The organism is Enterobacter sp. CPE_E863 (assembly GCF_046521465.1).
Lineage (GTDB): Bacteria > Pseudomonadota > Gammaproteobacteria > Enterobacterales > Enterobacteriaceae > Enterobacter > Enterobacter adelaidei.
Genome location: NZ_JBKFZX010000002.1, coordinates 229587 through 252762, shown reverse-complemented (window position 1 = coordinate 252762; position 23176 = coordinate 229587). Strand labels below are relative to the sequence as shown.

Here is a 23176-nt window from a genome sequence, read left to right as displayed (position 1 = left end):
TAAATCGGCCAGGCAATCACAGGTCATTTCTGTCTCGCAAAGAAGGTGCCGTTTCTGCTTTGCGTTGACACCCCTAAATATTAGAATTAAAAGGAGAGAGTTACTGGAAAAAGGCAGCGGAGGCAGTGACAATCGTGGCTTGAAGCCACTACTCGATGGATGCGGACATGTAGTTGGCGTCATTCGACAAAACTAGCAAACTTCTAATAGTCACCATTTCTCCCGTCTGGCGGGAGTGCTGTCAAATGCCCCCCTCATCTCTGTGTGGGAAATGAAGGGTGAAGGGGAAATAGATGACAGCGTTATTTCTACGCCCAGAATACTGAATACCTTGTACAGACGATCAATACTGGCGCTAGCAGGGTTTGCTTCCAGGCGGGCATAGGTTTGCTGCGTTACGCCAAGCCTCTCAGACACATCTTTTTGCGTGAAGCCCTTGATTTTGCGAAACCCGATTAGCACAGGTCTGAGCTGGTTCAGCGTTTTTATCGGGAACTGATTATTCATAAGTGACCTGCCTCGCAGACTGAGTAGGGAGTACCGCCCTGTAATACAGCAGGTAAGGTGTATTTTGTGTTATACAGACTATAGGCTGTAAAACCTTTATTGAAAAGATGCTGATGTTCCAGGGGCATGCCGAGCATGGACGATTTTCTGCGGGGCGGTATTTCGCTACGGGGGAGATTGCGTTCGGGCAATGTACCGGTGTAAAAAACGTCAATTTTTCAAAACCGCTGTTATCGGGATAAGCTGAAAACTCCGAAGGCAGACACAGCCACGAATAATGTCAGACTTAAGCTCTGTAGCTGTCTTCTTTTGCCTGTAAATAACGTCTAGTTTGACTCTGATGAAGGCTGTACCAGGCAGAGAACATGTCACTCTCGGGGCCGGATGATAAAATGTGTTCAACTGGCTGGGCAGGGTAATAGCGAAGAACGTTCTCTGAAATTCGATTCAGCTCAGCGTAACGTGCGCTGTAGGTATGTATAATCCATTGCATCAATTTTGCATCCGTATTATTCGCAGATTACACACAAGAAGCTTAACAATGGCTGAAAGAGTGAGCAGGGATATGTAACAAAAACAAGGGCTTCAAGATGAACTGGATAAAACCGGAGCAGAGCAAGCCCTGTTCCGGTTTGTCAGGCTTTGGAATTTCTTCCAGGCCCCTGCAGCTAGTCACAACAAACACATTAATGTTTTCATTGCTTCAATTCAATATTATTGTGTGAAAGGGATTCCATCGAAATCGGCTTATGCATGCTTAAAACTAAACTGCCCCGGCTGCAGTCATTTGGTTGCTGTGGGCTCTGTACTGTGTCTAATAGTGAAAGAATCTTACGTTATAACGAAGGAAATTGCTGAATGACTCTACGATTGCAGACGGAATCACCCGCTGACCAGGATATGTTTAGAGGCAGCAGTCATGAAAAAGTTGCAGAGAATGTGGCTCAGATCATCAGGACACCTGATGTCAATATTATTGGTCTGGAAGGTGAGCTGGGTTCAGGTAAGTCAACAATATTGAAGTTCCTGCAGAAAAAGCTTAAAGATGATTTTACGTTCATTAACTTTGATGCAGAACGTTACCATCATGGCTCAACTAAAAAAGCGCTTATCGATGTCATCCACCACGGGGTCAGCCTACAATGTCCGGGCTCCCGGGATGTGTTGGATAAGTATAAAAATCTGGCTCTGGGTAACATCGTTGAATACGACAAGAGGGTCAGCAGCAGGCTAAGCTGGTTGACCGTCGTTTTTATTTTACTGTCATTGCTTTCCGTGCAGATGCTTCGTTATGTGCTAACAGACCTTAATCAATATTTTACTAACAAGGAGTCATTATTAGGGTGGCTTTTTTATGTTGAGGTGGCCGCGTTTCTTTCTCCTGCCATTATGGTCGCAGGACTGGCATGCCTGCAGAACATGGAATGGTACAGAAAGAAAGGGTATTCGAGTATTGGTGATTTGTTCAAACGCAACAGTACTGACAGGATTGAAGAGACTTGGCTAGTTAATAAGGAGGTCGGAGCTATTGAGCTGGCTGAAGCTCTGCAGGGATTTACCTCCAAAGAGGTCATTTCCCATGGAGATCGCTTCATCCTTATCATTGATAATCTGGACCGAATCAGTGCAGACAAAGTGAAAGAGCTCTGGAGTGATATGGAGCTTATTGCCGGAGCCACTCATGAACACTTCAGGATAGTGGTGCCCTATTCGGCAAGACAGGTTTCAGCCTCACTTTCTGTGGCGGGTTTCAGCGGGCGTGAGTTTATTGCAAAGCGGATTCCTGTAAGTTTTCAGGTTCCTCCTCTTATTTCGGCAGGATGGCAGGAAGCGTTAAGGCAGTACTGGAAAGAAACAGTAAATGAGGATGCAGGGATAGCGTGCCGGGAAGCAACGGTGTTGCTTGAGCGCTGGAAACCCTCTGAGTATCCTCGTATCACACCGCGATTAATGAAGAAGTTTGTTAATGATATTCATATTCTGAACCTTACCGTTCCTGCAACAGAAGATCATCGCCATATTCTTATTGCTCTCTACTTACTGGTGGTCAGATACGGGGAGCGAGATATTAAAGTATTACTTCGCGATCCCAAAGCTAGTCAGACCGAACCCGGTATTGCTCCGGATGATTTTGACGAGATGCTCTCGCTAACTTATCAACAAATATCCCGAATTTTTAATAACGATACAGAAAGATGGAGCGAATTTCTGATGAGCATCCACTATCAGTCCACGGTGGAGCTTGCCAGGAGCGAGTTGCTTGATACGCCTCTTAAAGACGCGATTGGTGCTATAAATATCCCACGGCTTGAAGAACTGACGGCCTTGTGGGGTTTCGCTGAAGCATGGCAGCGAGTGGCACCACATATTCAGATGCGAGACTGGCTGGTTTCTTATAGCCGGATGGATGAGAAGTGTCAGGCTCTCGCCGAACCGCAACTCAAAGTCGCAGTGCAAATGCTGAATCAGAGTTATGCTGTTTCACTCAGAGAAAAGAATGATGAAGGTTTCGTATTGAGTCTGCAGAAACTGATGGCTGACGGGCGGATAAGCCTAGAGCCTTTCGTCGAAAGGCAAATATCGTTTATTGTGAGTAAACTTGATGAAATTCAGGATTCAGAAAAATTGGAGGCTGAATCCACGAAGACGTTGCTGCAGGAAGGGCTTTGTTGAATAAATCGAACTTTTGCTGAGTTGAAGGATCAGATCACGCATCTTCCCGACAACGCAGACCGTTCCGTGGCAAAGCAAAAGTTCAAAATCACCAACTGGCCCACCTACAATAAAGCCCTCATCAACCGTGGCTCCATAACTTTCTGGCTGGATGATGAAGCTATTCAGGCCTGGTATGAGTCGGCAACGCCTTCATCACGGGGAAGACCTCAGCGCTATTCTGATCTCGCCATCACCACCGTTCTGGTCATTAAACGCGTGTTCAGGTTGACCCTGCGGGCTGCACAGGGGTTTTATTGATTCCATTTTTACACTGATGAATGTTCCGTTGCGCTGCCCGGATTACACCAGTGTCAGCAAGCGCGCAAAGTCGGTTAATGTCAGTTAAAACGCCCACCCGGGGTGAAATCGCGCATCTGGTGATTGATTCCACCGGGCTGAAGGTCTTTGGTGAAGGCGAATGGAAAGTCAAAAAACATGGCCAGGAACGCCGCCGTATCTGGCGAAAGTTGCATCTGGCAGTTGACAGCAACACACATGAAATCATCTGTGCAGACCTGTCGCTGAACAATGTGACGGACTCAGAAGCCTTCCCGGGTCTTATCCGGCAGACTCACAGAAAAATCAGGGCAGCATCGGCAGACGGCGCTTACGACACCCGGCTCTGTCACGATGAACTGCGGCGTAAGAAAATCAGCGCGCTTATCCCGCCCCGAAAAGGCGCGGGTTACTGGCCCGGTGAATATGCAGACCGTAACCGTGCTGTTGCGAATCAGCGGCTGACCGGGAGTAATGCGCGGTGGAAATGGACAACAGATTATAACCGTCGCTCGATAGCGGAAACGGCGATGTACCGGGTAAAACAGCTGTTCGGAGGTTCACTGACACTGCGTGACTACGATGGTCAGGTTGCAGAGGCTATGGCCCTGGTACGAGCGCTGAACAAAATGACGAAAGCAGGTATGCCTGAAAGCGTGCGTATTGCCTGAAAACACAACCCGCTACGGGGAGACTTACCCGAAATCTGATTTATTCAACAAAGCCACCGCAAAAACGTTTTCGGTCACCCCAGATCAGATCTATGACCCGGCATGCTATCCGGGGGGAGCCCTCCTTAACGCTGAGGGACAGACTGAAGAAGAGGCGCGTAAAGCTGGTAGGGTTTTCTTTCCCTCATCCTCAAAAATTGCCAGCACACATCTGGTGCCAAAAGTGCTTCTCGCGCACAGTCATGGTGTATACCTGATCACTAATGCTGAGCTTGAGGGCTCTCCCGCATCCCGCGATACTGTGGCTTACGCCCAGGGGATGAATCCAAAACTGGATGAGGACTGGGATTACGCTTGTGATGCCGCTTTGGGTGGGTCTGATTGTAGCTATACCATTCCCGTTGAGTGGCTGGAGTTAGCGGTAGAGCAGGGTTTTCAGGAGTTTCGACTTCGAATGAGTGAAACCAATATCAAACTTGTCAGCAAATAGTATGTCCTTGCTGTATCCAGTCAAACATTGTCCGCCAGTCGAGCTGCTGGCGGATTGTTTTATATAAGGCCGGGAAGGTATGTCAGGTTTAAGCAGTTCCGCCCAGAAGCTTACAAGGGCGCAGATTTACGTGTTAAGACGGATGGCATCCGGCACGATCTATGATATCTCTGGCAATTTCAGACGGGCCAGAGAACGGCGTACGTTTATGGGGAATCCTGATGATGTGACGTGCAGGAGCTCTCCGGTCCTGTTCCGGCTGGGCCTCGTGGAGTTATGCCAGCCAGTAAGGCATCTGGAGCCAGGTTTATACTATCGGCTCAAGTTGAGCTCCTCAGGGCATGAAGCTCTTAAGGCGAACGCACACCTCTAACATTTGAGATAGTTCGTTCGCAGCCAGGAAAGTAACTTTCATCTCAAGTGTGACCCTTACTACCTCATTTATGAGTAAAACCCCCCTCTGATATGTCGAAAATGCTCATTTATACGAAAATAGTTTCTCTTCAGGTGTGATGTAATTACTGAGAATTCTCCCTGAATGGAAGGCAACCGATGAAAATGTTTTTTACCCCTTATGTTCGTATCGTTTTCTATTTTTGCGCATTGATTTTTATTGTTTACAGTTTCAGTGATTTTTTCCAGGGCGTCCCTGACAGCACCTTCTTCAGTGCGGTCATCACGCTACTTGTTATCGGAACCATTGTTGCCCGGCATCTGGATCGCAAAAAATCTCTCAAATATACTTCACAGATTTAAGTTTCCACTCAGGCCACTCTCGGGTGGCTTTTATAATTTAATAAGGACCGGTTCATGCATAACCACGAAATTCAGACCATTGCTATATTTAGTGCCCAGTATAAAAACATCGAAGATGCTGAAAATGCAGGTGCTTTATATTCAGTAGATATTGAATATCCGATGACACTAAATGATTTATCGCGGCTTTGCGACTCTATTGCCGAAGCAGTAGGTGTGCCTGGCGGCGTCAAATACCAGTTCGTGTCCCAGCCGGAAGCGCATGAAACCAGCTTCTGATAACCAGTAACCAAACTGCCTAAAAGCAGGTGCAAAGCCATGAAACAAACAAAGTCTTCTATGTCACGTATTGTGCAGCTGTACGACGGGAGCCGATACGGAAACTGCGAGCAGGCTGATAACGAAGGAGAGCTTTTTACGGTGGTGTTGAATAAGCCTTCGCAGATCGATGACATCCGTAAAATCGTAGACACAACCGCCGAAGTACTTGGCAAAGCTTTGCCAGTACTCCTCTTTTAAAGCTTACATCCGTGAAGGATAATTACGGTCTTACTACTTTCAGTTTTTCATTCCAGTGCCGTCCATTTTAATTTATCGATTTTAAGCGGTCGGCGCTATTTCATTGTTTCTTTTCCGACTGTAATTCCTTATATATAGGAATATTTCAAAGAATTTATCTCAGGTTATTTGTGGCGTGGTGCCAGTTGTTATAATGATTCCACATAATCTGGAGAGTCAATCATGATCACATCTCTAATGAATTTCCGCGATTTAACCGGAGAGGCAGTCATCCAGGCGCGGCAATGCGTTATTAATGCTGAGATCGAAGCGGCCCGGGAAAAGGTAATTCATGCTCGTTCGTTATTCAAAGCGGGTATACATAATGTTGTAAACGGTAGTTCTGGCATTAAGGCTGCGGCAGCACATTTTCTGGTGATAAAACGTTTACAGACTGACACTCGGTATCTGGACGCGGTTATCACTGATAACCTTTGCATGTTTTCTCCTGAGGGTTATCTGTATCTGTTTATGCAACAACGTTATTTCCTATAAAACAATGGGTTAGGTAAGTATCTTTCCATTAAAAACATTAAAAAGGTGACTTGATGAAACCATTTGGACTTGCCGGAAAACCCCGGCCCGAACCTTGCGGCTGCTGCTGGTATACCCGTGAGGACTGCCCTTACGTCAGCGCAAAACAGATCTATCGCCGCAGGCAGCGCAAGGCAGAACGCCAGCGTCAGCGCAGCACCATTGTGATGGCCGTTTCTGAATTTCGCTGACCTCTTCTGGAAATATCATTTTTTCTCCAGAAGAATTTTAAAATAAAGGGAAATCTTTTCACGGGTATCTGATGTTTATTGTTTATGGTAAATTGCGCCACATTAATTGTTTGTGGCGCAGTTCGTGATGGCTTAAGGATATAATATGAAAATCAGCCAGCTGGAATCCGGGATGCAGGTTTGGTCTGTAACCCGTACCAAAATGGGAAATACCACCATTTCAACGGTCATTGTCCACCCCGTTGTCATTATTGAAATTCATGATAACCATGTGATTGCTCGCTGGAACGGCAATGCACCACGTCGGTTTGGAGAAACGGCTATCAGGGGCTGGAAGAAGGAGAAGCCACTGCTTGTCCGTGAGCCTTTCGGAAATGTTCGTCTGGCCACCCGGGCTGAAAAAACCGCTATGCAGGAAAAAGAGTAATACCCCCTTTTAGCACCCACAATTTCACCGTCCATCTGCCTTTAACCTTGCCTGTTATTAACGGAATCCTTTCTGACTGGGCGGATCCCACGCATAACCTGAACTGTTGGCTAACCGTCTTACAGCCAAATTCCCTCCTTTATCTGGCAGGAGTGCGTCCGTGAGCTCTGTATGATCTACGTGTTTGTTAAGTAGAGCACATAACAGGAGTGGGGTATGACTGAATTAAATAAAAGCCCGTCCGGTTTTTCCGGAGCTGATGTCAGTAAAGAACAGGCTGCCATAAGGGCACTTGTAGAAAGAGTAGTGACCAACTATCGCAGCCGGACAGCACCTGATCGGGTTCAAAAGGCTTCGGTAGCGTTTAATGGGGGATTAATCCTGACCCTGATGCTGGCCTTGACGCTATTGGGCTACCTTGTGGCGGAATTGCTCAGGGGGTATGTTGCGGATAGTTCACCCTATGTGCCCGGTCTAAGTTATTCGCAATTTTCGATGCTTATGGTCGTTGAGCTGTGTCTATGCTTTCTTGCATGGTTTTTGGTTGTCACAGGGGACTATCCCCGGCCGTGGATATTTCAGGTAGTCCCGATGGAGCAGTACTGGTTCTTTGACGAAGTGGATGACGACGATCTTGCCCGGCTTTCCTGTAACCCTTACATCAAGCGCTGGCTACTTGATGAAATGTCCGGTATTCATCGACTGACCTACACGAGGCTGCATGATCGACTGGAGCGCATCTGTAATATTGCATCCCATCTCGAATACAGCCGTATTCAGGCACATAAGATTTCCCTAATCAACGGAAGCAGTGCCTCCTGATCCTACCATTGCATCCGGAAATTAAACGGGCAGGAACTGCACTGTATGTTCCGACCCAGCAGCTGCCCGTTACCCTTTTCTTTAGTATAAAATGACTTTCGCCGACAACCGGAAGTGAATCATGTCAAATAAATGAAAAATCAGTAATTTATGTAGGCGGGGTGTTTGGCTGATCAGGGCAGGGTGGTATAATAACGCTGGTGCTGGAGGCTTTTGCCCCAGCCAGCGGTAACACTGTTTGACTGTGGTAAAAGCAGAAAGCCCCGAGTAATTTTTCAATTAACCTGTACTGCACCCATTTTGTTGGACGATGAAATGGAATAGTCCCTGATATGTCAAAGCCAAAATACCCCTTCGAAAAGCGCCTTGAAGTCGTGAATCACTACTTCACAACTGATGATGGTTACAGGATCATCTCTGCACGTTTTGGTGTGCCTCGAACCCAGGTCAGGACGTGGGTTGCCCTCTATGAAAAACATGGAGAAAAAGGTTTAATTCCCAAACCTAAAGGCGTTAGTGCTGATCCAGAGTTGCGCATTAAGGTCGTGAAAGCCGTGACCGAGCAGCAGATGTCCCTCAATCAGGCTGCTGCTCACTTTATGCTTGCTGGTAGTGGTTCTGTAGCCAAGTGGCTGAAAGTCTATGAGGAGCACGGAGAAGCTGGTTTACGCGCACTCAAGATCGGCACCAAAAGAAACATTACAATGTCAGTTGATCCAGAAAAAGCGGCGTTAGCATTGGAGCTGTCGAAAGACCGACGTATTGAGGATCTTGAAAGACAAGTTCGATTCCTTGAAATGCGGCTTACGTATCTAAAAAAGCTGAAAGCCTTAGCTCATCCCGCGAAAAAGTGAAAGTACTCAACGAGCTAAGGCAGTTTTACCCTCTTGATGAGCTTCTCAAGGCAGCGGAGATACCGCGCAGTACGTTTTATTACCATCTAAAGGCTCTCAGCAAGCCTGATAAGTATGCGGATGTTAAAAAGCGTATTGGTGAGATTTATCACGAGAATAAAGGTCGTTACGGATACCGTAGGGTAACGTTGTCTCTCCATCGAGACGGGGAACGGATTAACCATAAAGCCGTTCAGCGCCTGATGGGAACCCTCTCGCTTAAGGCAGCGATTAAGGTCAAGCGATACAGCTCCTACAGAGGAGAGGTAGGGCAAACCGCCCCCAATGTTCTCCAAAGGGATTTCAAGGCTACACGGCCAAACGAGAAGTGGGTTACCGACGTTACTGAATTTGCAGTCAATGGGCGAAAGCTGTATTTGTCTCCAGTAATAGATCTCTTCAACAACGAAGTTATTTCTTACAGCCTGTCGGAAAGACCTGTGATGAACATGGTCGAGAATATGCTCGATCAGGCATTCAAAAAGCTTAAGCCTCACGAGCATCCTATTCTGCACTCTGACCAGGGATGGCAGTATCGTATGAGAAGGTATCAAAACATCCTTAAAGAACAAGGCATTACACAGAGCATGTCCAGAAAAGGCAATTGTCTGGATAATGCAGTCGTGGAATGTTTCTTTGGAACCTTAAAGTCGGAGTGTTTTTATCTTGACGAGTTCAGTAATATAAGCGAACTGAAGGATGCTGTTACGGAATATATTGACTACTACAACAGCAGAAGAATTAGCCTGAAATTAAAAGGTCTGAGTCCAATTGAATATCGAACCCAGACCTATGTGCCTCGTGTTTAACTGTCCAACTTTTTGGGGTCAGTACAACCCGAGGCCCCTGTATGCTAGTCACATTCAGAGTAGCCTCTTGCCTGCTTAAATGCAAGGAGAAGAAGGCCATGAAAATGCCGAACCAACCCATTGTTTTGTGCATATTAATAGTTTGTTTAACGCTGTTGATATTCACCTGGCTCACACGAAACTCGCTTTGCGAGTTGCGGATGAAAGACGGAACAAGGGAGGTATCTGCTATCCTGGCCTACGAATCCGGTAAGTAGCTGACAAAGAGGGGGGCAACCCCCTCTTTTCGGGGTGTGGATTAGTATGCCATCGGCACCTTTTGAAAGGGTTTCTCCAGTCGGGGAAACCCTTTTTTCCTCCCGTCTTGTGGCATATAGCCTTTTGTATAAATCAAGAACCAGACCCAAAGAGTCCCACTTCACGCAAACCGTTCAAAAGCCTTAGTGTAATCCAGTCGGGAAAAATTTCACCGGTGCTCGTCCGGGCACGTACCGGAAACAATGGACTTCTCACTGGTCGGTAGCTCATAGAACGTAGCCATTGCGGTCAGTCCTTATTCTGTACCCAGTAGAGTTTTATGGCCGTCTGGCAAATCGTTCAAACATTGTCATTTCTGTTCTCGCTGCATCCGGTCAAATGATACGGTGAATTCAGCTCATGGGCATTCGCATCGCAGTCTACGAAGGCACCAGAAGTTTGAGGATGTTACGCAAAGAACAGTTATCAGGTTTGCTGGTGGGCGTAATGCCTACCTCTACTTTACTTCATAGGGATTCTTCTGCGGGGAAGCAAGAATTGACTCAACGTTGTCCGGTCGTACCAGATTTGTCGCGGAAAGCGCCTTTTTGTGAGGGGGGCCGCAGCGCTAAACCTTTTCCTGGAACGACATGAAGGACAGCAGAGCGTCCGCCCTGGAGGACAGCTCAATACAGTCTCCACGCTGCGGTTCTATCTCTTCGTCAATGGTTTCATTGTACCAAATACGCAGCCGCCATCCCTTCGCAGGGAAAGCGCTCTGCATCGCCAGGACCATCCCCTCCGGCGACAGCAGTTCTCGACAGAGGTAGCAGGCCCCGATCCGGGTTGAATCCCGCAGCCACATTACGGGATACTCTTTAACCAGTTGGTCATACACGCATTCTGCCATATGAAAGTAATTTTCGTCAGCCCTGCAAAAATCACACATTCGATTTCCTTAAATGGTGTTCATCGAGATAATTCAGAAAGTTGATTCGCCAAACTACGGGGCATTTCTTTAATGGCGGAGCTTTACATCACTATTTCTGTCATTTTCAAATCCGCCGGATACAGCAATAATTGCACCGAACAGCGGTTTGAACTGCAATGCATCCGTAGGGTATGCGACAATAATAAGGCTCTTCCCGTACTCTTAAAAATGGAAGAGTTTAAAACCCATACTGCTGGGATGAGCGAAGCACGGTACATTATGCCAGCGTATAAGGGCCGTCATAACTTGTTTTTTTCTAGAACACGGCGAAGTTTTCTTACCTGGGAAGCTGTGGAAAGCGTACCGGTTCGGGGATGGCATGCGCTTGCCTTTTCACCTGGTTTGAGTACATAGGCTAATGCCAGCTCGTTCAGAGCCGCCTCAGCTTTCAACAGGGCCTCAATGGCCGTGTTCAGGTATACAGTTCGGCTCTCATGGTTCATCAGGATTTTCCTCACAAGGGTAAAAATGACAGGCGATACCTGCCGTTTACCCTTTGTCTCCGTTAAGAATGGCATCACGGCAGGCTTCCCAGATTACCTGGGCATTAGCATCACACTCCACGAACCCGCCGCACTGATCGTATATCACCTGGTATACCTCAGGGGGAATCTTCCCAGGCGCAACCGGAGTTGAGCGTTTGCCTTTATGAATCTCATCTGCGGTATCACAGACAGCGTCGAGATGCCGCGACATCCACTCAGATAATTTCAGACCCTCTCGATTTGCCTGTTTTACATAGCGAACCTTTCTGGAAACCGTAGATCGCATCTGAATCTGTGTCACAGCTGGCACATCTTCTTTCATGGCATTCTGTAATGCAGCTTTGGGCTTTTTCATGTTCATGGTTGCTTTAAATTATTCTGGAGTTCGTCTGATATAAATGCTGACGTGATCTGTCAGCGTCGCTTAAATAGTTTATCGCCTTCCGCCAGTTCGCCGTTGAGCTGTTCAATCACGCTCCAGATGAGCCGATCATCCGGCGTTGAGCCTGCACACACTTTCACGACCGCCACGGGTCTAAATTCTTCAGGGTCTGCCTGCCCGGAGGTGAAGAGCCTGCTCTCAATCCAGTGGGCCCCCTCTGTGCAGCAGTGGCAACTGGTTTCAGGTGGTTCATCCAGACCGTCCACTCCACAGGCTGAGCAGGTGAACAGTTTGCGAGACCCACCAGCCAGTGGCGTATCGCAAGCTGCTGGAAGTGCGCCAGCATTGCGCCAGTACAGCACATGATTTGAATCGTAGCAGTGTCCATGAAGCAGAAGCGAAACGCCGCAACTGCGAGTTTCAATGGCTTTGCCTGTGCCAAGGTATTGCCCGATCTCGTCCCATACGTCCACTAAGGTGTCAGGCAGCGGACGCGTAACAGGGAACTTAGCGCAGTCGTCCGGGGTGCCTTTAATGCAGCAGAGGGCCGAATACGCAAGCTCCTGCATTTCGTAGGAGTACTGACCACATACCACGCGTTCCAGTTTGTCGATTAGTTGTTCTTTATTCATCATACTCAGCCTTATTAAACAAATTCATTACGCCACTGGCACCATCTGGCCGGAGCAGACTGCGGCCCGGTAGTAGAGCCGCAGGGGGTGTCGCTGGACTAACAGGTGCTCAGTGAGTCCCGCACTTCCTCATGACTGGTCATTTTCAGAAGAAGCTTTCCAGGGCAGCGTGGTTCCGCCTGTGAACGGGTGACGTCTTCGTTGATTGCCTGGATATGAGCAGATTCAACGGTCCGACGCTGTACGACATGGTTGCTCAGGTTGAATTCGCACTGGAGCCTTCTGGCATCAGAATCCGCGTTCATTGCAATACGTTCATCAAAGCGGCGGTTCATTCGCAGAGCCTCTTCGTGAGCTGCATCAACAAGGGTGCGTCTGGTGACATAGTCGTTACCAGCAAAAAACGATAGCTGAGCGTGTTCCGAAGAGTAGTCGGAGCTTCCCTTACAACGGGCAATCGCGGCTTCAGAGTGCAGGATTAATGAACTCAACCGTGAACAGACGTCATTGATGGTGCCGGTTTTCAGACAGTCGTGGATAAGTGTCCAGGCGGAAATGCTCAGCGGGCGGCTGGTGATCACATAGGGATTGTAATGATCAACCGTTACGATAGTACGCAGTGAATGAAGCGATTCGGACTGCGTACGTAAGTCACGGCGAACAGTACATGCCACCGAGGCAACATCTTTACATTCTTTGTCGGACATCGAGTCCAGTACGCGGATCTCCACCTCTGCCGCCTTTGAGGCGATATGCGCACTAATCTCACCCTTAAGACGTTTGTAGTCAGCCTTGAAGCTTCCCACGCTGTCAATATCGATCCAGTAACCACAGCTGTAACCAGCATTACCAAACTCGTCATCTTTCTCATAGTTCGGACAGCCGTCATTGCTCCAGCCAGCTTTTTCCAGCAGCTCGTCAATAGCGACCAGCTCAGCCATTGGTGCATGTTCGATAATGAAATAATGGACACGGCCCCAGGCATATGCGCGTGAACGGCCATCAACAGAAGTATCAGAAGTCGTCTGACGGGAAAGTTTCATGAGGTACTCCAGTTCTGCCCGGTACCGCCGGGGCGGTGGTGCGAAAGCCGCACCATGAATGACACTATGATCCTCCTAACTTCTATTGTCAATACAATTGAAGTGGCGTTGTATTTATTCATTATTTGGACCCGGCTCGTACGGAACGACCGTCGGGACTTGCCAATTATTCTGCGGTGAGCAGGGGGAAGGGAACATCCCACCGCTTGTTTCAAGATGTACAGCCAAGGAGGGCGCAGAATGCCTGACAGAATCATCGTGCAGCGGTAGCGAAAGACCTGACAAACGGGAAAAGTATCCTTTTATTCCAAAGCCAACCTCAGCTTTTAATGTCGCCAGTACGTTTCTTAAACATGCCAAATCGGTCTCTTATACGGCCGGATGGGCCCGATGAAAACGATAAAATGAGAAACAGAACCCGACACATCGCTGCTCTCTGGGAAAGCCGGTCAGCAGATGGAGCGCCAGGAACTAAATCCGCTGGTTTTAATAATGATTGAGGAGAACAAGATGAAAGATAACAAGACACGTCCTGTAGACTCGTATGCTCATGCTGATTTCATGGAGTCCGTCTTCAGCAACCTCAGGGCTTTCTGTGATGCGGAATGCCAGCGGCTAACTGCCGGTTATCCCCCAACTGTCAAACCAGAACAGCAAAGCACTGACGGCCAGCTGTCGGCGGCATAAATCATTACCTGCCAGTTCGTTCAAATTTCCGCTTCCTTAAGCCCGGGCCAAAAGCCCGGCTCAATCCAAAAACTGAACGTACCGGTTTACCTCTATATCTCCTCAATCCCCTGCGACTTACAAGAGACCCGCACCGGTTTAGCCATTCCTGTCCTGCCACTCTCTCATCACTGGCCCAGACAACCGGAAAAGTAACTTTTCTCTCCGACTCACCTTCTGAACCAGCTATTTTGCTTAAACGTAAAAACGGCCCACTGTTGTGAAGATTTAAAACGGACGGATCGAGTAGTATTGTCTCAGGAATTTTTTTTAAGAAAAGTTACTTTTTCTTCTGTGCAACCTATTAGAAAAAATGTCGAACCTGGTATTGTTGTGTTGTAGCGCAGTTAAACAACCAACCAAAAGAGAGAACAAAAATGTCCGCAATCGAAACTGAAGTAAAAAACAACAGCAACGAAATCAGCCTTCGTGGTTACCTGGAACGCACTGGTAACGGTGCCCGTAAAGGTAACGGCCTTATCATTGACCCTTCGGTTGTTGTAGAGCAGGAAGGCTTTAACACCCGCACGGCCGGTATGGGCGAGCTCTACTATTCAATGCCTCACGTTGTGGAACACCTGAACAGCCTGGCCGATGCCTACATGGAAGACCCGTTCAGCGTGACGCCTATCGTTGTTCAGATGGTTAATGGCGTACCTGTACTGCGTCAGGGGGCTTGCCGTATCCGTTCCATCGCTATTGCAAACCGCCAGCTGGAAGCAGAAGGGCGTGAACGCATTACTCGTATTCGCTGCGAAGAGTTTCGCGGTAGCGCTTCAAAAGCAGAACTCTTCACCCTGACCGGCAACTCCAACCTGGCGCTGTCTGTCGTAGCTGAAGCGCTTTCAATTAAGCGTCTTGTTGAAGATAAAGAAGAGCCTAAGACCTTTGCGGAACTGGCAAAAAAACGTGGTAAATCAGAGCAGCATCTTCGCCAGATGGTTCGCGTACTGGACCTGCCTTCTGAACTACAGACCATGCTTGTGAGCGATCAGGTGAGCATGTACGTTGCGCTGGACGAGTATATGTACAGCGGTGAGGATGCGGTAGATAACATCAACAAGGCGATCTCCATCTATGGTAAAGCGACGAAAAACACGCTGAAATTCGTCAAAGCTGCCAAGGTAGAAGAGCGCATGGCAGATCCGCAGACTCCGGAAAACTCCGGTGATGAGCAACCGGCAGGTAATGCTACCGTTAACACCCCGGTACCGGATCAACTGAATGATGAAAGCAATACAGAGACGCTGGTTACGCCACCGGTACAGGAACCAGCTCCGGCTCCAAAGGACAGCGCTCCTAAACAGAACCCGGCAGGTAAAGCACCATCCATGTCCAGCGTTCTGAACAAAAAGACCGTGACCGTCATTGCCGACACCGCGATCCCGATTTTTGAACGTATTGCTGAAGAAGCCAAGCTTAAAGAAGGTGAATCTGTCAGCACTGATACTTACACGCTTGTTCTGACCAATGATGAAATGAACGATATCATCAATGCTCATGCTGACCTGAAAGAGTACCTGCGTAAGCATGCTGAGAAGATGAATAAGGGACAGGCATGATTTTCTGACCGACCCCTCCATCCGGACGGGTCGGTAACTTTTTCAGGACAAGGGGAAACAGGGCAATGAAGAAGGCTTTTATCAACGTAGACAAGACTAACCCACTGCCAGTCCTGACGGATTCGGTGACCCGGGTAAGTATTCAGTGCACGGCAAAAGATGAAAACGGGGCAGGGATCGAAGTGAACATCCTCGACCTGATTCAGGATCATGATACGGATGAAGTGAAAGTGCAGTTTGGGAGCTCGCCTGTTCAGGCTCTGGCGATGCTCCGCCGGGTTATGACAGCACTGGAAAAGCAGGCAAATGCAGAACTGCAACAGAATTCCTGCTCGCGTATGCAGTAAACGGTAAAAGCAGAATGTTCCCTACTGGATAAACCCGGTGGACCTCACGGAGAGCAAGTCACCGAATGGTTCACTGTTAAGTGATATACATCCGGATTTATAAGGTTTTGCAGCATCCGAATAGGCAATAAATAGAATTATTTTGATTTATCTCAGCAAGGAAATGGAAAGCTACCAGATTTTAGGATAGCGAAATGCCTGTATCGCTACTCTGCTGAATTAGAAATGATTTTAAACGCAATGCATAATGATAGAATAGCAATGCCTTTAATTATTTGTCACGTCTGAATTATATGTAGACTTACGGAGAGGATATGGTAATTACTTATTCATTATCGGAAACGTTTAATATGTTTTTACGCGAGATTATTGCATCTGGACTTGCAGTTTTTTGCGCATGGTGCGTTTTGTGTCTTTTCTCTGATCAGGAACGAGGTAAAGAGGTTCCTGTTTCTATGAAAAAAATAACTTCAAAGTCAGCTTTCTCCTACTTTATCAGTTCTCAAATTGCCGCTTTTATTATCTCCTTGTTGGGTTCAATCTTAAGCACGAAATGGGACAACATCGTCTGGAATGATGAAATAAGACAGTTTTATCTGCATGTAGGATTTGGGCTGGTAGCTTGTGTATTCTGTCTGCTTGTAATCTTGCATGAGAAATTTATCAAAAGAAATTTAAATGTTTATTCTGGTTATTGTGGTTCACTGGCAGTTAGTCTCACAGGAATCTTTGTACTTTGTGCGTTATATCTGACATTTTCATTACCATTTCATTATGAAGAACGTCTACTTAATGATGCATCCTTGGTGGCTTCGGATGGCGTTGAAAATTCAGTCGTTTTTGCAGACGGTCGTTACTGGGTTTTTGAACTGGGCTTACCATATTTCAAACAGTCATTGCTCAAAGAGGTAAGAAGGGGCAGGTACCAGCTAATCTGCACTACAGAAAAAAAACCAACATGCTGGTCTGGCAAAAAACTTCCCGAAAAACCAACCTCTTTGAAAGCTAGTTCATAAAGATTTAAACTGCTCGCTTAAATCCACACTGGTCCAATTTTGAAAATTTATTGTGTTTTTAAAAGAAATTACAGTGTGGGTTATTAGCCAGTAGGTCGGAGTTTTATATAATACCCAAAAACACAGGAGGTATTATGAAAACCAATCTGGCCTATGCATCTAATTGCTCCGATTCTGTCTACTCCTATATTTATCAGGCACTGCAACAACGCTCTGGTGCCGAGAATGAAAGCCTTTATCAGCAGGCCATTTCCAGCTGCTGCACAGATAAACAAAAAAAGAAACTGGCCGGGTATTATGCCGGTCCATGGCAGCTGCTATTCAACGCGTGGTGTAACAATCGCGTCCCTAACACAGCGGTGCTGGCCCTTTTACTCCAGCAGTGCTTATCTCATTTCCAGTGCGAAGAAGTGATCGCAGCCTGGCAGTAACCCTATCAAGCCCCTTCGTATAGCGGAGGGGCAGGAGATATCTCATGTACAGAAACGACAGAAACGTGGATTCCTTCAACCTGGTTAATGCTCTTCAGCCGGTCTTTCGTAACACCGGCTGTGGGATGTTTGAATATGATCGTAAAAAGCAGAATGAAACCGCTGATTCAATCTTACGAGCGTTGGCGTTAAATGCCGATTTCGCGAGGGCCTTAAAACAGTACGTCCGGATTAATTCTGTACGACGGGTTGTTCAGTTCGATGACGGCTCGGTTCGCTATGGTATTCATGCCGAATTTGAAGGGCATAATAAAATTAATTCCTTCCGTATTTTTAAAGATGAAGATACAGACGCATTTGACTCCTATTTTTATTCGGTTTGCGATAATAAAGCTGAGCTGGTGGATTTTAAAATGGACTCTCTCGATATTCAATTGCAGGCAGTTTTTGAAAAGGTGACAGGTATTTTTCTGTCACATTAAATATTCAAATTTTCAATCCTCGGGCTGATAGACAAAAAACGCACTTTAGAATATAGATGAGATGAATATGAAAAACGTAAATATTTTGGATACCGATATTGCGGCCATTAATGCTCTTTCTGGCGTAGAACTGACTGACTTTCTCACTGCCGGGTATCAGGTAAACTGGTTAGGAGAAAGGGAGGTTTCGCTGGTGGGCTTTCCGTGTTTAGCAAGCAACAAGCAGCCGGTAGAAGTTGGTCCCGGCATTTTCATTAATCGCGTGTACAGCAGAGACAGCCAGTCTCTGAGCGGGAAATTGCGCTATGACCTGTCTAATGGTCTGGCAACGAGTGCATTTTCATTTTTCTCCCAGTCAGGCTGGTATGGGGGATTCCGTGTCGTATCTTTCCGTGACAACGGGCCAGCTGCGTTAATCAACATTGGTATTGTCCATGAGAATGTTTTGAATGCATTTTGTGCTGACTTCCCCCGGGCCAATGTGAGCGTAACCCGTTTTCATTGTGGCATGACGCTTGAGCAGATCCGAATGTTCATTTCAGACACTGCTTACGATATGCCGCTTTATAACAACGAGTCTGACTTTCGCAGGCTCGCCAGTTAGCATGGAGGCTGACTTCAGTGCTTACGCCTAAAAGCCGGTGAGCGAGGTGGCGGAACCGGTTGGCTTCGCCCAGTCTTACTTACTTCTCTCAAGGTACTGCGCTGCAAGCGTACGTAAAAAAAGTAAGTAGCTAAATGGCGTGAGCGATTAGTTCTATACGGGAAGAAGTCATAGTATTCTGAAATGATAGTTATCTCATACGAACGATAGTAATGGAGTTTCTTAATGGGCGTTGATATCTGCTGGCGATTTCAAAGGGAAGAAAAGCCTGGTAAATGGATTAATTTATCAAGCAATTATAAAGGGGACCGATCATATCTCCACTTTGCCTGGCTCGGATTTGATGTAGATCGTGAAAGGGCGAGCACATCAGCAGTTTTTATCCACGCATTACGCGGATTACCTGATGATATACCGTCCGAAGATGATGATTTATTCGGTGAACATTCATACTCATGGCTGACTTCGGAAGAAATTTTGTCAGCCATACCACCCGATAACGCCGGAGAGGTGATCCAGGAATTTGTCGAAGAAGTAAAGCGTCTCCACGTGGAGAACGGCAGCGTCCGTTTCGTCTTTGGATTTGAAGGGTAACCCGTAAGAAAGTAGCTATCTTACCCGGCTAGGTCTCCAATCTCTCAGATGCTCAAAGAGGGCCGGGCATGGTGCCCACACATCCCCTACCATTCCGATTTGATATTCGTCTAATACACCCTTTAAAGAAAACAAGCAGACGGCAATGAGACGTCGGATTAGCGTCAGCAAATATGAGACGTCAGTAGTCGATGTTTGTCCTGCGGAACGTGAATCTGTTTACAAGGGGTAAAGCCGTACCATCCATGAGGGCTCAGAGAGCCGGGGTCTCCTCCAGATCACTGGAAGTTATTGACTCTGGCAGGCCTATCCCTATGACTTTTTCCCGGATGGCAAATTAAGAGCGAACAGGGCCAAATTAGTACTCTTTTCTAAACGGAAATACTGAATCACCCTGATATAACTGGTCTCTCACAAGACAGGAGATCATCAATGGAACGTGTAATATTTTCAGTAATCTTTTTTATGATGCTGGGCGTACCTTTTTACCTTCTTTATAAAATTGCCCGGGACATTTTTGGTACCGCCGGTGCTGGTGAGCCTGCACAATTGCCTCAGGGCAAGCAAAGACGCTCAGGAGGCGCTGGTTCGGGTTCGATCTGGCAAGGACACCATCTACAGGGGAGCAGCCATTTGAACCCCCTCGGAGGTGATTGTAATGGTGAAAATAGCATAGCTGGTGGTTGTGATGGTGGCGGTGGAGGAGGTGACGGAGGTGGTGGTGGTGACTGATAGCCTGCAACTTTAACTATCAGGATGAAACCCATGTCCAGCAACCGGAAAAAGAATTCATTTCAACCGAAAAGCCCTGCCTTAAAGTGAAGCGTATTAAACGTGAAGGATGCTGAATTAGAGGGTATCGGTTTTATACTGAAGCGTAACTGGAAGAAGGATCTGAAATTAACTATTACGGAAAAGTAACTTTCTGACTCACCACGTACGCCCCTCGGTTATGCCATACAGTTTGATACGAAAACAGATCAGTAAGTAGATTGCTATACGCCGGAGAGAAGTCTATTTTTCATGCACCGAACCTGTTTGGCCTGCAATGGAAGCAGGTATAATAATCACATACAAAGGAGGGCATTATGAATACATTTTTATACGTGCTTTTGGCCTGGATTGTTGTGCTTTTTATCGCCAACAAACTGCTCGCAAGACGTAAGCCCAATACGGTTAAAATCCTGGTACAGCGCAACGGGAAAGCCGCAGAGGTTGATGCTGTAGTGGTTCAGGGTTCAAAGAGAGCTAACAACAGTTCTGTTGCGGACAGCGACGCGGTAGATAGTTATTTTGAAATGAATCCTTACTCCCGCGAAAACCAGGCGAATGGTTGGGCTATGCTGGCCAGAGACGATGACCAGCTTAAATAATCAGTTGAGTGTGATGTGTAAAGCAGCTTAAAACTCTAAATGGACGAACAGGGGAGGTGACAAAGATGACAACCAATACAACAACGACCACCTACCGCTCAGAAGAAATCGTGCCGTTCAGACGGCCCAAAGGGGATCTGGATAGTCGGTATATGCCTCAGGTGTATGCAATGGTGCGGAACTGGGCAAGTAACCCTGCTCAATATGGTGAGGGTGTACTGGCCTCCTACCGCCAACCGGCAGTAAACCTTGCCTACCAGGTAAAAGGAACTCGTGTTGTTTTAATTCTGGTACCAGTAGAGTGCGAGCCACCTGGAGTGATAATGACGGAAACAGTCCTGTGGCCGTCACTATCACTTGTAGAAGTCTTGCAGACCTTGCAGGAGGCCTGGCAAAATATTCCGGCGTTAAACCCCTGACGACTTCTGTCAATATCACCGGCTAGTGATTTACCTCTCTGCTGGTGGTCAGCCCGCCTAAGTTCAAATTATCTCTTTCTAAATTAGCCCGGATAAAAATCGGTCCCTCTAAAATAGCCTGCCCTGAGTAGGCTACGTCATACAAAGCGTTGGCCAGTCACCAGCTGGCTGGTGGCCATAATGCTCCACAGGATAAACCGTATCAGAACTACGCAAAGAAAAAGCCCCAACAATTTACCGATGGGGCCTTTTGCAGACATTTTACAGCCTTACCAATGATAGAGCGCTAAGGCTTCTGCTTAGTGAACAGACTTGCCCACAGATAATGGATAAAGTTGAGCAGAATGTATGTTACTCGTTGCTCGAATTTCATCGGGGCTTTGTACTTTGTCGTTATGTTATGAATATGAGTAAGGTCCGTATAGAGCCCTGGCGACTTCCTTGTTGACTTCAACACCGAACAGATGTGCTGAACAGACTCCGGTGTGAACAACCGTAGCCCTCGTCGTTGTTTGACTTTATGGATAAAATCGTCCATCCCCATACATAACCATTCCGGCTTGATGCCATCAAACTTACAACGTCCGTTTATGATGACGACATTGATACATTCCAGTTCTCTAGCCTTAAGAGCAGACTGAATAGCCCTGATGTGCCCCTGGTTTTGCTTAAACGGGTTCTGCAACTTGAGGGTTCGGGACTGAGTCCATTTCCGCCAGTGGCTTTCCTCCAGAGTACCGTAGAGCTTGCCTACGTAGTTTTTCTGCTCTATGACGTATATACCATGTGGGGCTACGAGAATGTGATCAACCTGCGTAGTGCTATGAGCCGACAACTGAAAGGTGAGATCACTAAGTAGCCCCTGAGCTTCTTCAGGAAGCCCAGATTCAATTGCCTTTGCAGTCCGCCGTTCCGCTATGGCAGAGGTCATAAATCCCAACAGACACAGCAACACGACGAAAATAAGGATAATGAAAGCTACCCCCGTAATGCTCCACAGCAGATTGAAAGCATCCATGTTACCTCACAGAGGGGTAGCTGGTGGCATTAACAGATTCTACTAAGCGGGTAGTGGTACCGGTAAGGCTCTCAATATTTGAAGACAGGCTCATCAGCATGCCGAGTGCAGAACGGAGATTACGATGAGGCTCATTGTAGTTTTTGAACGTGTCAGTGGAGTACATTTTTGAAAGACGTGTACGGATCTCTACTGACGTAAGATCTCCATCCACCAGGCCGTACTTAACTGCCTGAGGTGTTGGCCATACACGGCCTGAATAGAGAGAAACAGCATCGGCATCATGACGCGAGAGAAGCTTTTTACCCCGTCCAAGTTCAACATCAGTTATAAATTTTTCATGCATCGTGTTCAGGATCTCCTTCTGCATGAACTCCCTCGTTGAATCGGACAATGGGTGGAAGGGGTCAAGAGCATCTTTGAACTCACCGGCCGTAAGGGGCTCATTCTTGACGCCTACTGTGCTCATGATCTCTGACAGATTCCAGTGGTCCATACGCACACCGATAGAACCGATCAGGGCATTACTGTCGGCATAAATTGCATCAGCGGGCGATACCGCGTAATAGCATGCGGATGCGCATATGCCTTTCACACTAACGATGATTGGTTTATATGAGTCTGCGATATCAGAGAAAAAACGACCGGTACCGCTGGAGAGTACTTCGAGGGAGTTTTGCTTCGACCGTGCTTCATCGCCACGTTCTGTGCTCCCGGTTTTGTTACTCTTGTCAGCGGCTACAGATGAAAGAGAGCCACCGGCATCTGATACGCGTTCAATCTGTGGCTGGTGGTTTTTAAGCGCGTTTATCTGGCGGTAAATAATGATGGCGTCAGAGGGACCACCACCACCTGACTCTGCCTCGATAATAACTGCTTTGGCATGGGGATTATTGTAAGCTTTGGCAAGAGCTGTTGCGATCACTGTTCCATCGCCCGTTTCCGAGCCGGTACCCATCTCGCCAGAAATCCGTATTACAGCTATATGGTCTTTCTTCCCTTCAGCGTCCTGCCATTGTTCGTAAAGATTGTAGAAAGAAAACCCTACAGCGGTCATGGCAATTAGCGACATAGCAACTTTTGCCGTGGTATGAATGCGAAACATCTTATAAAAACGGTCAGCGTTATCATTGAGCGATTCTTTGATATTTGTAGGGGACTTCCTTTTTTTACTGCTTAACATCT

The 23176-nt window shown here is 47.2% G+C and carries 30 protein-coding genes and 2 pseudogenes; 24 read left to right on the top strand and 8 right to left on the bottom strand.

The window, feature by feature from the left end:
* Positions 1 to 210: 210 nt before the first annotated feature.
* Entirely contained in the window at positions 211 to 507 is a 297-nt protein-coding gene (locus ACLHV8_RS23585; protein WP_017384073.1) for a helix-turn-helix transcriptional regulator, read from the bottom strand.
* An 858-nt stretch (positions 508 to 1365) separates the two neighbouring features.
* Between ACLHV8_RS23585 and ACLHV8_RS23580 the strand changes: the two genes are divergently transcribed.
* The 13 genes and pseudogenes from ACLHV8_RS23580 (at position 1366) to ACLHV8_RS23520 (ending at position 9906) form a co-directional block, all read left to right on the top strand.
* Positions 1366 to 3180 (top strand): P-loop NTPase fold protein, encoded by a 1815-nt coding sequence (locus ACLHV8_RS23580; protein WP_407224142.1) that lies wholly within the window; start codon positions 1366 to 1368, stop codon positions 3178 to 3180.
* A 21-nt stretch (positions 3181 to 3201) separates the two neighbouring features.
* A pseudogene (locus tag ACLHV8_RS23575) lies at positions 3202 to 4169 on the top strand (IS5 family transposase).
* On the top strand, positions 4162 to 4659 hold the full coding sequence (locus ACLHV8_RS23570; protein ID WP_410377058.1) for a DUF3085 domain-containing protein: 498 nt from the start codon (positions 4162 to 4164) through the stop codon (positions 4657 to 4659). The pseudogene ACLHV8_RS23575 and the gene ACLHV8_RS23570 overlap by 8 nt, the downstream one beginning before the upstream one ends.
* A 552-nt stretch (positions 4660 to 5211) precedes the next feature.
* On the top strand, positions 5212 to 5415 hold the full coding sequence (locus ACLHV8_RS23565) for a hypothetical protein (protein ID WP_000781547.1): 204 nt from the start codon (positions 5212 to 5214) through the stop codon (positions 5413 to 5415).
* Between the two features lie 54 nt (positions 5416 to 5469).
* The gene (locus ACLHV8_RS23560; RefSeq protein ID WP_000551490.1) at positions 5470 to 5694 is read left to right on the top strand and encodes a hypothetical protein; all 225 of its coding nucleotides are present in this window, start codon (positions 5470 to 5472) and stop codon (positions 5692 to 5694) included.
* A 39-nt stretch (positions 5695 to 5733) separates the two neighbouring features.
* Positions 5734 to 5934, top strand: a complete 201-nt coding sequence (locus ACLHV8_RS23555; protein WP_000814953.1) for a hypothetical protein — start codon at positions 5734 to 5736, stop codon at positions 5932 to 5934.
* 222 nt (positions 5935 to 6156) lie between these two features.
* Positions 6157 to 6468 carry a hypothetical protein gene (locus ACLHV8_RS23550; protein WP_000633161.1) on the top strand — a complete coding sequence of 104 codons (312 nt, stop codon included), beginning with the start codon at positions 6157 to 6159 and terminating at the stop codon, positions 6466 to 6468.
* Between the two features lie 53 nt (positions 6469 to 6521).
* A complete protein-coding gene (locus tag ACLHV8_RS23545) occupies positions 6522 to 6698 on the top strand; it encodes a hypothetical protein (RefSeq protein WP_000802040.1) in 177 nt (58 codons plus the stop codon).
* 145 nt (positions 6699 to 6843) lie between these two features.
* Positions 6844 to 7125 (top strand): hypothetical protein, encoded by a 282-nt coding sequence (locus ACLHV8_RS23540; protein WP_000703842.1) that lies wholly within the window; start codon positions 6844 to 6846, stop codon positions 7123 to 7125.
* A 216-nt stretch (positions 7126 to 7341) separates the two neighbouring features.
* A complete protein-coding gene (locus tag ACLHV8_RS23535; RefSeq protein ID WP_000137794.1) occupies positions 7342 to 7947 on the top strand; it encodes a hypothetical protein in 606 nt (201 codons plus the stop codon).
* 332 nt (positions 7948 to 8279) lie between these two features.
* Positions 8280 to 9649 (top strand): IS3-like element ISKpn8 family transposase gene (locus ACLHV8_RS23530; protein ID WP_085949440.1). Its coding sequence is split into 2 segments (ribosomal slippage): positions 8280 to 8760 and positions 8760 to 9649, totalling 1371 coding nucleotides; the frame shifts between segments, so codons are not numbered across the junction.
* 79 nt (positions 9650 to 9728) lie between these two features.
* Positions 9729 to 9839, top strand: a pseudogene (locus ACLHV8_RS23525) (DUF5431 family protein); the annotation flags it as partial.
* Positions 9787 to 9906, top strand: a complete 120-nt coding sequence (locus ACLHV8_RS23520; RefSeq protein WP_223152483.1) for a type I toxin-antitoxin system Hok family toxin — start codon at positions 9787 to 9789, stop codon at positions 9904 to 9906. The pseudogene ACLHV8_RS23525 and the gene ACLHV8_RS23520, both read left to right, overlap by 53 nt.
* A 608-nt stretch (positions 9907 to 10514) precedes the next feature.
* Here the strand turns inward: ACLHV8_RS23520 and ACLHV8_RS23515 are convergent.
* The 5 genes from ACLHV8_RS23515 to ACLHV8_RS23495 form a co-directional block, all read right to left on the bottom strand.
* Complete coding sequence (locus ACLHV8_RS23515; RefSeq protein ID WP_000332796.1) at positions 10515 to 10835, bottom strand: hypothetical protein; 321 nt, start codon at positions 10833 to 10835, stop codon at positions 10515 to 10517.
* A gap of 281 nt (positions 10836 to 11116) precedes the next feature.
* On the bottom strand, positions 11117 to 11320 hold the full coding sequence (locus ACLHV8_RS23510) for a hypothetical protein (RefSeq protein WP_001015183.1): 204 nt from the start codon (positions 11318 to 11320) through the stop codon (positions 11117 to 11119).
* A gap of 46 nt (positions 11321 to 11366) precedes the next feature.
* Positions 11367 to 11717 (bottom strand): hypothetical protein, encoded by a 351-nt coding sequence (locus ACLHV8_RS23505; RefSeq protein WP_000743059.1) that lies wholly within the window; start codon positions 11715 to 11717, stop codon positions 11367 to 11369.
* Positions 11718 to 11776: 59 nt separating this feature from the next.
* On the bottom strand, positions 11777 to 12379 hold the full coding sequence (locus tag ACLHV8_RS23500; protein WP_224222681.1) for a hypothetical protein: 603 nt from the start codon (positions 12377 to 12379) through the stop codon (positions 11777 to 11779).
* 95 nt (positions 12380 to 12474) lie between these two features.
* Positions 12475 to 13419 (bottom strand): DUF5417 domain-containing protein, encoded by a 945-nt coding sequence (locus ACLHV8_RS23495; RefSeq protein ID WP_000778029.1) that lies wholly within the window; start codon positions 13417 to 13419, stop codon positions 12475 to 12477.
* A 510-nt stretch (positions 13420 to 13929) separates the two neighbouring features.
* Between ACLHV8_RS23495 and ACLHV8_RS23490 the strand changes: the two genes are divergently transcribed.
* From ACLHV8_RS23490 to ACLHV8_RS23440, 11 genes are all read left to right on the top strand, one after another.
* Complete coding sequence (locus tag ACLHV8_RS23490; protein WP_001371930.1) at positions 13930 to 14106, top strand: hypothetical protein; 177 nt, start codon at positions 13930 to 13932, stop codon at positions 14104 to 14106.
* Positions 14107 to 14522: 416 nt separating this feature from the next.
* Positions 14523 to 15707, top strand: a complete 1185-nt coding sequence (locus tag ACLHV8_RS23485; RefSeq protein WP_001272971.1) for a hypothetical protein — start codon at positions 14523 to 14525, stop codon at positions 15705 to 15707.
* Positions 15708 to 15772: 65 nt separating this feature from the next.
* Positions 15773 to 16054: a hypothetical protein gene (locus ACLHV8_RS23480; RefSeq protein WP_000708863.1), complete on the top strand. Its 282-nt coding sequence runs from the start codon at positions 15773 to 15775 to the stop codon at positions 16052 to 16054.
* Positions 16055 to 16368: 314 nt separating this feature from the next.
* Positions 16369 to 17070: a hypothetical protein gene (locus tag ACLHV8_RS23475; protein ID WP_000237191.1), complete on the top strand. Its 702-nt coding sequence runs from the start codon at positions 16369 to 16371 to the stop codon at positions 17068 to 17070.
* Between the two features lie 134 nt (positions 17071 to 17204).
* Entirely contained in the window at positions 17205 to 17501 is a 297-nt protein-coding gene (locus ACLHV8_RS23470; RefSeq protein WP_000856246.1) for a hypothetical protein, read from the top strand.
* Between the two features lie 44 nt (positions 17502 to 17545).
* A complete protein-coding gene (locus tag ACLHV8_RS23465; protein WP_000286108.1) occupies positions 17546 to 17983 on the top strand; it encodes a hypothetical protein in 438 nt (145 codons plus the stop codon).
* Positions 17984 to 18050: 67 nt separating this feature from the next.
* The gene (locus tag ACLHV8_RS23460; protein WP_000800251.1) at positions 18051 to 18587 is read left to right on the top strand and encodes a hypothetical protein; all 537 of its coding nucleotides are present in this window, start codon (positions 18051 to 18053) and stop codon (positions 18585 to 18587) included.
* 225 nt (positions 18588 to 18812) lie between these two features.
* Entirely contained in the window at positions 18813 to 19181 is a 369-nt protein-coding gene (locus ACLHV8_RS23455) for a hypothetical protein (RefSeq protein ID WP_000537761.1), read from the top strand.
* 432 nt (positions 19182 to 19613) lie between these two features.
* On the top strand, positions 19614 to 19913 hold the full coding sequence (locus ACLHV8_RS23450; RefSeq protein ID WP_000442693.1) for a hypothetical protein: 300 nt from the start codon (positions 19614 to 19616) through the stop codon (positions 19911 to 19913).
* Positions 19914 to 20269: 356 nt separating this feature from the next.
* Positions 20270 to 20554: a hypothetical protein gene (locus ACLHV8_RS23445; protein ID WP_001091367.1), complete on the top strand. Its 285-nt coding sequence runs from the start codon at positions 20270 to 20272 to the stop codon at positions 20552 to 20554.
* 65 nt (positions 20555 to 20619) lie between these two features.
* Positions 20620 to 20973, top strand: a complete 354-nt coding sequence (locus ACLHV8_RS23440) for a hypothetical protein (RefSeq protein ID WP_000210769.1) — start codon at positions 20620 to 20622, stop codon at positions 20971 to 20973.
* A 286-nt stretch (positions 20974 to 21259) separates the two neighbouring features.
* Here ACLHV8_RS23440 and ACLHV8_RS23435 read toward each other — a convergent pair whose 3' ends face one another.
* On the bottom strand, positions 21260 to 21991 hold the full coding sequence (locus tag ACLHV8_RS23435) for a nuclease-related domain-containing protein (protein WP_000338612.1): 732 nt from the start codon (positions 21989 to 21991) through the stop codon (positions 21260 to 21262).
* 1 nt (position 21992) lies between these two features.
* A complete protein-coding gene (locus tag ACLHV8_RS23430) occupies positions 21993 to 23174 on the bottom strand; it encodes a S49 family peptidase (protein WP_000952985.1) in 1182 nt (393 codons plus the stop codon).
* Positions 23175 to 23176 lie beyond the last annotated feature (2 nt).